8 protein-coding genes are annotated in these 9,863 nt (G+C 74.5%); 3 read left to right on the top strand and 5 right to left on the bottom strand.

The genetic code is table 11. From position 1 onward, the window contains the following. Positions 1 to 355: 355 nt before the first annotated feature. Entirely contained in the window at positions 356 to 1,273 is a 918-nt protein-coding gene (locus ACR80Q_RS13465; protein ID WP_435378142.1) for an ABC transporter substrate-binding protein, read from the bottom strand. A 92-nt stretch (positions 1,274 to 1,365) separates the two neighbouring features. Between ACR80Q_RS13465 and ACR80Q_RS13460 the strand changes: the two genes are divergently transcribed. The 3 genes from ACR80Q_RS13460 to glgB all read left to right on the top strand — a co-directional run bounded on the left by ACR80Q_RS13460 (position 1,366) and on the right by glgB (position 5,138). Further along, complete coding sequence (locus tag ACR80Q_RS13460) at positions 1,366 to 1,998, top strand: hypothetical protein (protein ID WP_435378141.1); 633 nt, start codon at positions 1,366 to 1,368, stop codon at positions 1,996 to 1,998. Positions 1,999 to 2,146: 148 nt separating this feature from the next. Next, positions 2,147 to 2,866 carry a hypothetical protein gene (locus ACR80Q_RS13455; protein ID WP_435378140.1) on the top strand — a complete coding sequence of 240 codons (720 nt, stop codon included), beginning with the start codon at positions 2,147 to 2,149 and terminating at the stop codon, positions 2,864 to 2,866. 70 nt (positions 2,867 to 2,936) lie between these two features. Continuing rightward, positions 2,937 to 5,138: a 1,4-alpha-glucan branching protein GlgB gene (glgB, locus tag ACR80Q_RS13450; protein ID WP_435378139.1), complete on the top strand. Its 2,202-nt coding sequence runs from the start codon at positions 2,937 to 2,939 to the stop codon at positions 5,136 to 5,138. Positions 5,139 to 5,225: 87 nt separating this feature from the next. Here glgB and ACR80Q_RS13445 read toward each other — a convergent pair whose 3' ends face one another. From ACR80Q_RS13445 to icmA, 4 genes are all read right to left on the bottom strand, one after another. After that, positions 5,226 to 6,170 carry a tetratricopeptide repeat protein gene (locus ACR80Q_RS13445; protein WP_435378138.1) on the bottom strand — a complete coding sequence of 315 codons (945 nt, stop codon included), beginning with the start codon at positions 6,168 to 6,170 and terminating at the stop codon, positions 5,226 to 5,228. 16 nt (positions 6,171 to 6,186) lie between these two features. Next, a complete protein-coding gene (locus ACR80Q_RS13440; RefSeq protein WP_435378137.1) occupies positions 6,187 to 7,383 on the bottom strand; it encodes a hypothetical protein in 1,197 nt (398 codons plus the stop codon). Then, positions 7,380 to 8,021: a hypothetical protein gene (locus ACR80Q_RS13435; protein ID WP_435378136.1), complete on the bottom strand. Its 642-nt coding sequence runs from the start codon at positions 8,019 to 8,021 to the stop codon at positions 7,380 to 7,382. Before ACR80Q_RS13435 ends, ACR80Q_RS13440 begins: the two co-directional genes overlap by 4 nt. Before the next feature lie 88 nt (positions 8,022 to 8,109). Next, positions 8,110 to 9,810: a coenzyme B12-dependent isobutyryl-CoA mutase large subunit gene (gene icmA, locus ACR80Q_RS13430; protein WP_435378135.1), complete on the bottom strand. Its 1,701-nt coding sequence runs from the start codon at positions 9,808 to 9,810 to the stop codon at positions 8,110 to 8,112. Positions 9,811 to 9,863: the final 53 nt, after the last annotated feature.

The following is a 9,863-nucleotide window of genomic DNA, read 5'->3' as shown; positions in this document are numbered from 1 at the left end:
CGACGACCCCTAGAACCCAAGACCCCGACGACCCCAATCCGATCCCACAACCCGCGCCCCCGGCCCGATCCGATCCCACAACCCCGCGTCCCCCGGGCCTGACTCGGTCCCGGCCCGATCCCACAGGCCGACATCCCGGTCAGATCCGGCCCGCAACCAACCGTGGCTGGACCTGGGGCTCAGCGGACCCGGCGCACCGCGGCCGGCTGGGGATCACCCAGGACGTCCGGGTGCNCCGGCCCGATCCGATCCCACAACCCCGCGTCCCCCGGGCCTGACTCGGTCCCGGCCCGATCCCACAGGCCGACATCCCGGTCAGATCCGGCCCGCAACCAACCGTGGCTGGACCTGGGGCTCAGCGGACCCGGCGCACCGCGGCCGGCTGGGGATCACCCAGGACGTCCGGGTGCAGCACCCGGGCGAGCGCCTCGACGCCGTCGACCAGGCGCGGGCCGGGACGGACGACCAGGCCGTCGGCGTCGACGGCCCACACCGGCACCTGCGGCGCACCGGCCGCGGCCAGCGCGGCCGCAACCACCAGCGCCTGCTCGGCGGCCGCGTCCAGGTGGTAGCCGCAGGGGGCGACGACGACCAGGTCCGGGGCCGTCGCGACCACGTCGGCCCAGGTCGTGGTCACCGACCGGGCCCCCGCGGTCCCGAGCACCTCGACCCCACCGGCGGCCGTCACCAGGTCCGGCACCCAGTGCCCGGCGGCGAACGGCGGGCCGACCCACTCCAGCACGGCGACGCGCGGGCGGGGACGGTCGGCCACCGCGGTCACGACGGCGTCGAGACGGGCCCGCAGCGCCGCGACCACGCGGTCGGCCTGCTCCGGCACGCCCAGGGACGACCCGACCGTCAGCACCGTCTGCAGGACGTCGTCCAGGGAGCCCGGGTCCAGGGCGACGACGTCGGCGGAGCAACCCAGGTGGGCCAGGGCGTCGCCGACGACGTCGGAGGGCAGGGCGCACACCCGGCACAGGTCCTGCGTCAGGACGAGGTCGGGGTCGATCCCCCGCAGGGCACCCTCGTGCAGCGTGTACAGGTCCTCCCCTGCCGCGGCCCGGGCCCGCACCTGCGCGTCGATCTGCGCCGGGGTCATCCCCGACGTGTCGGTACCTCCCACCACCACGGCGTGATCGGTGCGGGCCGTGGGCGGGTGGTCGCACTCGAACGTCACCCCGACCAGGCGGTCGGCCGCCCCCAGGGCGTAGACGATCTCGGTGGCGGAGGGCAGCAGCGAGACGACCCGCTGCGGGCTGCGTGGGCTCACCGGGCCAGGCTAGGCGCGAGGGCGGGCGCCCGCCCCGTGGGTGCGGTCCGCCGGATGAGAAGTGGCTCATCCGGCGCCGGTACCGTCCGGCCATGAGTCGCGCCACCGCCCTCGTCCTGGCTCTCGCGGGGGCCCTGGTCCTCACCTCCTGCTCCCTGACCGGGGGGCAGGAGGAACCGGGGGCAGCGGCGGGTCCCGTCGCCACCGAGGGGCCCGTGCTGGTGGAAGGCATGCGCGACGGCACCTGGCCCGTCGCCGACGTGGGCGAGATCGAGTTCACGCTGACCGGGCGCGGCCTCGCGCTCGTCGGGATGCGACCGGCCGAGGGCTGGGAGGTCGTCGACGAGGAGGTCGGGCCGGACGAGATCGAGATCGACCTGCGCAACGGCGACGTCCGGACGACGGTCGAGGTCGGCTACCAGAGCGGCATCCTCGAGATCGAGGTCGACCAGCTCCTCGACCCGCCGCCGGACGGGCCGCTGCAGCTCGGCGAGGCCGGCTCGGTGGAGCTGGTCGTCGAGGGCGACCGCGTGCTGGTCGGCGACGTGTCGGTCCGGTCGCCCTGGCGCGAGACCCAGCGCTCGGAGCACGCCGGCGACGCCGAGCTGGGCCTGCGTCGCAACCGCACCGGCGCGGTCGAGACCTGGGAGGTCGACGCCTGGGTCGACGACGGCGGTCTTGAGGTCGCGACCGACTACGAGATCCAGGGTCTCGCCTCGCCGTAGCCCCGCCGGCCCGACCCCTACGTCCGTCGTGGCCCGCCCGCTCCGGCACCTGACGGTTCTGCCACCTGCCTCTCATCGTGTTCTCATCCGGCCGGGGACCTCACCCCTGCGGGCCGGGCACGCCGGCCGCAGAGACCCACGGAGGACCATGCGCCACGTACCTGCCCTCGTCGCCGCCGTCACCGGCTCCGCCCTGCTCGCCGGGTGCTCGTCCCCCTCGTCCGGCTCCGACCTGGAGGGCGCCACGGTGGGCACCCTCCCCGCCACGCCGGAGGCGACCGCGGGGCCGGCGGAGGACGGGGCCGGCGCGGCCACCACCGCGGCCTCGGAGCCCGACGGGACGTCAGCGCCCGCGCAGGGCAACCCGGCGTCCTACGACGGGGAGCTGCGCGACGGCGTCTGGCAGGTCGGGGACGCCGGTGAGGTCGAGTTCGCGGTGGTCGACGGGGCCCTCGAGCTCGTCGACGTGCGGCCGGCCGAAGGATGGCAGGTCACGGACCAGCAGGCGGCGCCGGACGAGATCGAGGTCGACCTGCGGCAGGGTGCCGTGGAGTACGAGGTCGAGATCGAGATCGAGGCCGGCCTGCTCGAGATCGAGATCGACCAGGACGTCGACCCCGCGGAGCCCGGCACCTACCGCGTCGGCGACGCCGCGCTGGTCGAGCTGGACGTCGTGGACGGGGCCCTCGTCCTGGGCGGGGTGACGGTCTCCGACGGCTGGACCGAGACCGACCGCAGCGAGTCCCCGGACGAGGTCGAGCTGGACCTGCAGCGGGGCGCGGAGACCTGGGAGCTGGACGTCGACCTCGACGACGGGGTGATGGAGGTCGAGATCGACTACGAGATCGAGGGCCCGTTCCCCGGCTGACCGGTCGTCGGCGCCCCGGGCGACCCGCCCGAGGTTTGCGCGGGGTCGTCCACTCGGCAGGATGGGGGGCATGACAACCGACGAGACGGCCCCGCGCCCGACCGACGTGCCGCGAGACGTGCTCGCCGCCGTCGCCGCGGGCGCTCACCACGACCCCCACGGGGTGCTGGGCGCACACGCGGCAGACGGCGGCGTCGTCGTGCGCACCCTCAAGCCCTTCGCCCGGAGCGTCACGGTGGTCACCGAGCAGGGCCGCACGGAGGCGCGCCACGAGCACGACGGCATCTGGGCCGCGGCGCTGGTCGGCGCCCAGGTGGGTGACTACCGTCTCGAGGTCACCTACGACACCAACGAGGGCCAGGCCGTGCACACGGTCGACGACCCCTACCGCTACCTGCCCAGCCTCGGCGAGGTCGACCTGCACCTGATCGGCGAGGGTCGCCACGAGGAGCTGTGGAACGTCCTCGGCGCCCACGTCCGCAGCTACGACGGGCCGCTCGGCACCAGCGAGGGCACGAGCTTCGCGGTCTGGGCCCCCAACGCCCGCGCCGTCCGGCTCGTGAGCGACTTCAACGCCTGGAACGGCCGGACCCACGCCCTGCGCTCCCTGGGTGGTTCGGGCGTCTGGGAGATCTTCGTCCCCGGGCTGTCCGCGGGCACCCGCTACAAGTTCGAGCTGCTCGGCCGGGACGGGCACTGGCACCAGAAGGCCGACCCGATGGCCCGGCACACCGAGGTCCCGCCGTCGACCGCGTCGGTCGTCACGCAGTCGACGTACACCTGGGGCGACGAGGACTGGCTGACCGCGCGCGCCGCACGCGACGTCCACAACGGCCCGATGAGCGTGTACGAGGTCCACCTGGGCTCCTGGCGGCAGGGGCTGTCGTACCGGCAGCTCGCCGAGGAGCTCGTCGACTACGTCAAGGACCTCGCCTTCACCCACGTCGAGCTGCTGCCGGTCGCCGAGCACCCGTTCGGCGGCTCGTGGGGCTACCAGGTGACCGGCTACTACGCCCCGACCAGCCGGTTCGGTCACCCGGACGACTTCCGTCACCTCGTCGACCGGCTGCACCAGGCCGGCATCGGCGTGATCATGGACTGGGTCCCGGCGCACTTCCCCAAGGACTCCTTCGCGCTGGCCCGCTTCGACGGGGAGCCGCTGTACGAGCACTCCGACCCCCGCCGGGGCGAGCACCCGGAGTGGGGGACCTACGTCTTCGACTACGGCCGCAGCGAGGTGCGCAACTTCCTCGTCGCGAACGCCCTTTACTGGCTCGAGGAGTTCCACATCGACGGGCTGCGGGTCGACGCCGTCGCCTCGATGCTCTACCTCGACTACTCGCGCAAGGAAGGCGAGTGGGAGCCCAACGTGCACGGCGGGCGCGAGAACCTCGAGGTCGTCGAGTTCATCAAGGAGCTCAACGCGACCGCCTACAAGCGGGTCCCCGGGATCATCACGATCGCCGAGGAGTCCACGGCCTACCCGGGCGTCACGCAGCCGACGCACCTGGGCGGGCTCGGCTTCGGCCTGAAGTGGAACATGGGCTGGATGCACGACTCCCTGGGCTACGTCGCCGAGGACCCGGTCAACCGCCAGTACCACCACCAGCAGATGACGTTCTCGCTGGTCTACGCGTTCAGCGAGCAGTACCTGCTGCCGATCAGCCACGACGAGGTCGTGCACGGCAAGGGCTCCCTGCTGCGCAAGATGCCGGGCGACCGCTGGCAGCAGCTGGCCACCGTGCGGGCCTACCTGGCCTACATGTGGGCCCACCCCGGCAAGCAGCTGCTGTTCATGGGCAGCGAGCTGGGCCAGGAGGCCGAGTGGAGCGAGTCGCGCTCGCTGGACTGGTGGCTGATGGACACCCCGTGGCACCGCGGCCTGCACGACATGGTCCGCCAGCTGAACACCACCTACGTCGACCAGCGCGCCCTGTGGGCGGACGACTTCACGCCCGGCGGGTTCCAGTGGCTGGACGCCGACGACTACGGCCGCAACGTGTTCGCGTGGCTGCGCACCGCCGAGGGCAGCAAGCCGGTCGTCTGCATCACCAACTTCGCCGGGCAGCCGCACGAGGAGTACCGGATCGGGCTGCCGCAGGCCGGGGTCTGGAAGGAGCTGCTCAACACCGACGCCGAGGAGTACGGCGGGTCCGGGGTCGGCAACCTGGGCCTGGTCGAGGCCACCGGCACCGGTTCGCACGGCCGGCCCGCCTCCGCGGTGCTGCGGGTCCCGCCGCTGGCGACAGTCTGGCTCACCCCGCAGGACTGATCCGGCGGCAGGGCCGCGGCACGGACGACGAGGGGCCCGGGGGTTCTCCCCGGGCCCCTCGTCGTGCCCCGGCTCGGCGCCGGCGGCTCAGAACAGGGCGTTGGCGAGCTTGACCCGGGCCGCCGCGACGCGCGGGTCCTCGCTGCCGACGACCTCGAAGAGGTCCAGCAACCGGGTGCGGACCCGGGCCCGCTCGTCCCCGGTGGTGACCCGGACCAGGTCGACCAGGCGCAGGAAGGCGTCCTCGACGTTGCCGCCGAACAGCTCCCGGTCAGCCACCGCCAGGCCCGCGTCGACGTTCGTGGGGTCCGCCGCGGCCGCGGTCGCCAGACCGGTCATCACGTCGGCGGGCAGCGCGTCGACCCGCGCGAACAGCTCCGACTGCGCCAGGCCGGCCTTGGCGTCGCTGTCGGCGGGGTTCTCGTTGAGCGCCTGCGTGAACGCCTGCACGGCAGCGGCGTAGTCACCGGCCTCGAAGGCCTGCGCGGCGGCCAGGTGCAGCGGCGGCAGGGGCGGCTCCTCGGGCGGCGGGGCCGGCTCGTCGCCGGGCTCCCCGACGGCCACGGTCCCGTCGACCCCGTTCTGCGCCGCGACCTTGAGCAGCTCGTCGATGACCTGCCGGGCCTGCGCCTCGGGCACGGCGCCGGTGAACATGGGCACCGGCTGACCCTTGAGGAGCGCGACCACCATGGGGATGGACTGCGCCTGGAACGCCTGGGCGATCCGGGGGTTCGCGTCCACGTCCACCTTGGCCAGCACGAAGCGGCCGGCGTACTCCACCGCCAGCTTCTCCAGCACCGGCGACAGCTGCTTGCACGGGCCGCACCACTCCGCCCACAGGTCGACGACGACGGGCACGGTCAGGGACTGCTGGAGCATCGCGTCGAAGTCGGCCTCGGCGACGTCGACGACGACACCGGACGGCCCCGACGGGGCGGGCCCACCGGGTGCGGGTGCGGGGGCGGCGGGGCGGGCGAGCGCGGTCAGGTCCACCGCACCTCGCAGGCTGGGGCCGGACAGGGGCTGGGTCATGGTGCTGATCCTCTCGTCAAGATGCCTCGGCCGCCACGAGGCCCTCGCCGACGGCCACCAGCCGGATCGCTCCGCGCTCGGCCGGTACGACGAACGCCAGGGCGGCGACCGATCGTGTGGTCAACGTGCCGTCCGTCGACTCGATTCCCACGACCTCGCGCAGCTCGGCGCCGGGCTGGAGGACACCGGCCCCCGACCGCACCGTCATGGTGGTGACCGTCTCGACGGCCGTCACCGCGAGGACGTCGCCCTCGACGCCCTCCACGGCGTACAGCACCGCGTCGTCCCCATAGGGCTCGTGGGTCACCGTGGTCGTGGCCACCCCCTCGACCGCGGCCTGCTCGGCCTCGGCCCGGGCCAGCACGCCCTCGACGAACGGGTCGGGCTCGAACTCGGCCGCCGCCGCGCTGGCGTCGCCGTCGGTGAGGACGGACGCGTACCCGTCCGCCAGACCGGCGAGGACCGCCTGCAGCTCGTCCGCACCGTCCGCGCCGTCCGCGCCGTCGTCACCGTCCGCGCCCTCGTCTTCGTCCGCGCCCTCGTCGCCCTGCTCGTCCTCCGGCGCGGGCTCGGGGCCCGTGCCGTCGGCCAGGGACACCGACCCGGCGCGTGGGTCCGGGAACGCGGGCAGCTCGGCGCCGGGCAGCAGGGTCATCCGGCCCCACAGGCGGTAGGGGCTGCGCACGTCGTCGGAGTCGTAGAGCTCCAGGACGGGCAGCTCGCCGGACCGGCCCGGGGCCGACGACGGGTCGTCGGCGGGGGCGCTCGCGGCCGGCTCGCTCGCGGCGGGTGCGCTCGCGGCCGGCGCGCTCGCGGCCGGCTCGCTCGCGGCGGCGGAGGGGTCGGTCACCGCCGCGAACCACCGCGGCCAGCCGTCGGTGCGCGGCCCGACCAGCACGGCCGCCGGGGCGGGGTCGAGCGCCACCGCGTCCGGCTGCACGCCGTCCGCCTCCAGCCGCAGCAGCTCCAGGGCCGCGGCCGGGCCGACGGCCGCCTGCGCCACCAGGGCCGGGTCCGCAGCCGACCTGGCCGCCTGCAGCCGGCGGGCCACCTCCTGGCGGACCTGCGTGGCCTGCACCGGGAGCACCGACGGCGGCGCCGCGGTCGTCTCGACCTGGGCGGCCGGGGCGACCGTCGGGGGTCCTGCGCACCCGCTGAGGGCGACGGCCAGGAGGACGGCGGGGACGACCAGCGGTCCGGGGCGCCGCGTCACCGTGGTCGCCTCGTGGTGGTCGGGACGCGGTCGTCCCGACGGCTGAGGCGGTCCCGCCGGATCCGGCGCCGGTTGAGGGCGACCAGCCACGCCGTGCCGAGCACCAGCTGCAACGCGCCGACGACCAGCAGGGGCCAGGCGCCGGGGTGGGTGGCGGGACGCTGCCAGGTGAGCGTGACCGACGACGTCGTCCCGGCCACGACGACGACCGTCTGGTCGGGGCGCGGCGAGTCCACCCGCAGCGACGGCGACGCCCCGGACTCCTCCTGGAGCCAGATGTCCGCCAGCGCCGGGTCGGCGGCGGGTGAGACCAGCCCCGGTGCGGCACCGTCCACCACCGTCGTGCCGGGCTCCAGCTCGGCGTCCACGCCGTCGACCCGGGTGTGCGCCACCCCGTCGACCCAGGCGGCCACCTCCTGGGAACGGGCCAGCCCGACGAACCCGTCGCCGGCGACCGCCACGTCGACGGCCTCCCCGGTGAGGGCGAGGACACCGGGGCCGGTCAGCAGCACCGGAGCGGCCTGCGCGTCGCCACCCACCTGCTGCGGCGGGGCCGCCAGGGTCAGCATCACGACGCCCGTGAGCAGGAGGACCAGACCCAGGGCCGCCACCGCGGTGGGGACGACACGAGGCACCACGCCCGCGAGGATAGGGGCAGGACGCCGCCCGGCCGGTCAGGCCCGGCGGGGTGCCGCCGGACTCCTGGTCGACCGCGGCGTCCCTTGCTCAGAACCGGGCCGGCTCGGTGTACTCGCCCCACTCCGCGCGCAGCGCGTCGCAGATCTCGCCCAGGGTGGCCTCGGCGCGGCACGCCTCGAGCATGGCGGGGACCATGTTCCGCCCCTCCCGCGCCGCCGCGAGCATGTCGGCGAGCGAGGCCGTCACCCGGGCGTCGTCGCGGGCGGCGCGGCGGGCCTGCAGGGCGGCGACCTGGTCGGTCTCCACCTCGTGACCCACGCGCAGGATCTCCAGCGGGGTGCTGACGGACCCGGTGTGGCAGTTGACGCCCACGACCTTCTTGTCACCCTTCTCCAGGGCCACCTGGTAGGCGAACGACGCGTCGGCGATCTCGGTCAGGAACCAGCCGTCCTCGATGCCGCGCAGCACCCCCGACGTCATCGGGCCGATGTCGTGGGTCACGCGCCCGTCGGCGTCGCGGTCGCGGCCGGCCTCGCCCATCGCCTCGATGGTGGCGAAGATGCGCTCGGCCTCGGCCTCCATCCGGTCGGTGAGGGCCTCGACGTACCAGGACCCGCCGAGGGGGTCGGCCACGTCGGCGACGCCGGTCTCCTCCGCGAGCACCTGCTGGGTGCGCAGGGCGATCTCGGCCGCCTGCTCGCTGGGCAGCGCCAGGGTCTCGTCCAGGGCGTTCGTGTGCAGGCTGTTGGTCCCGCCCAGCACGGCGGCGAGCGCCTCCACCGCGGTGCGGACCACGTTGTTGTACGGCTGCTGCGCCGTGAGCGACACCCCGGCGGTCTGGGTGTGGAAGCGCAGCCACTGGGCCTTGTCGGTCCTCGCGCCGTAGCGCTCCTTCAGCCAGCGCGCCCAGATCCGACGGGCGGCCCGGAACTTGGCGACCTCCTCGAACAGGTCGATGTGGGCGTCGAAGAAGAACGAGAGCCCCGGCGCGAACACGTCGACGTCCAGACCCCGCGACAGGCCCAGCTCGACGTAGGCGAACCCGTCGGCGAGGGTGAACGCCAGCTCCTGCGCGGCCGTGGAACCGGCCTCACGGATGTGGTAGCCGGACACCGAGACGGGCTTGAACCGCGGCACCTCGGCGGCGCAGTGCTCGAGCAGGTCGCCGATCAGGCGCAGGTGCGGCTCGGGGCCGAACAACCACTCCTTCTGGGCGATGTACTCCTTGAAGATGTCGGTCTGCAGCGTGCCGTCCAGCACCCGGGTGTCGACCCCGGCCCGCTCGGCGGCGACCAGGTACATGCAGAACACCGGCACGGCCGGACCGGAGATGGTCATCGAGGTCGTGACCGTGTCCAGCGGGATGTCGGCGAACAGCACCTCCATGTCGGCCGCGGAGTCGATCGCCACGCCGCAGTGCCCGACCTCGCCCAGCGCGCGGGGGTCGTCGGAGTCGCGGCCCATCAGCGTCGGCATGTCGAAGGCCACGCTCAGCCCGCCGCCGCCCTGCCCCAGGATCATCTTGTAGCGGGCGTTGGACTGCTCCGCGTTGCCGAACCCCGCGAACTGCCGGATGGTCCAGGCCCGACCGCGGTACCCGGTCGGGTGCAGCCCGCGGGTGAACGGGTACTCCCCCGGCCAGCCGATGCGCTCGTCGACCTCGTCCCCGGGCGGACCGTAGACGGGGTCGACCGGCAGCCCCGACAGGGTGCTGAAGTCGGCGTCCCTGATCCGGCCGGCCGCCTCGGCCTCGTCGAACCGGGCCTGCCAGCGTGCGCGCGCATCCATGGTGACCTCCCACGCCGACGTCGGTGTCGGACTCGTCGGCGTCAGCCTACGAC

This window comes from Aquipuribacter aurantiacus (genome assembly GCF_051216895.1).
Lineage (GTDB): Bacteria > Actinomycetota > Actinomycetes > Actinomycetales > JBBAYJ01 > Aquipuribacter.
The sequence above is the reverse complement of the archived record's forward strand: the minus strand, read 5'-3'. Positions and strand labels throughout refer to the sequence as shown.

What these genes read in the sequence shown, in the direction of transcription:
- glgB (WP_435378139.1), top strand. Translation starts at nt 2,937, where the DNA reads ATGACAACCGACGAGACGGCCCCGCGCCCGACCGACGTGCCGCGAGAC.
- ACR80Q_RS13455 (WP_435378140.1), top strand. Translation starts at nt 2,147, where the DNA reads ATGCGCCACGTACCTGCCCTCGTCGCCGCCGTCACCGGCTCCGCCCTG.
- ACR80Q_RS13445 (WP_435378138.1), bottom strand. Translation starts at nt 6,170, where the DNA reads ATGACCCAGCCCCTGTCCGGCCCCAGCCTGCGAGGTGCGGTGGACCTG.
- icmA (WP_435378135.1), bottom strand. Translation starts at nt 9,810, where the DNA reads ATGGATGCGCGCGCACGCTGGCAGGCCCGGTTCGACGAGGCCGAGGCG.
- ACR80Q_RS13460 (WP_435378141.1), top strand. Translation starts at nt 1,366, where the DNA reads ATGAGTCGCGCCACCGCCCTCGTCCTGGCTCTCGCGGGGGCCCTGGTC.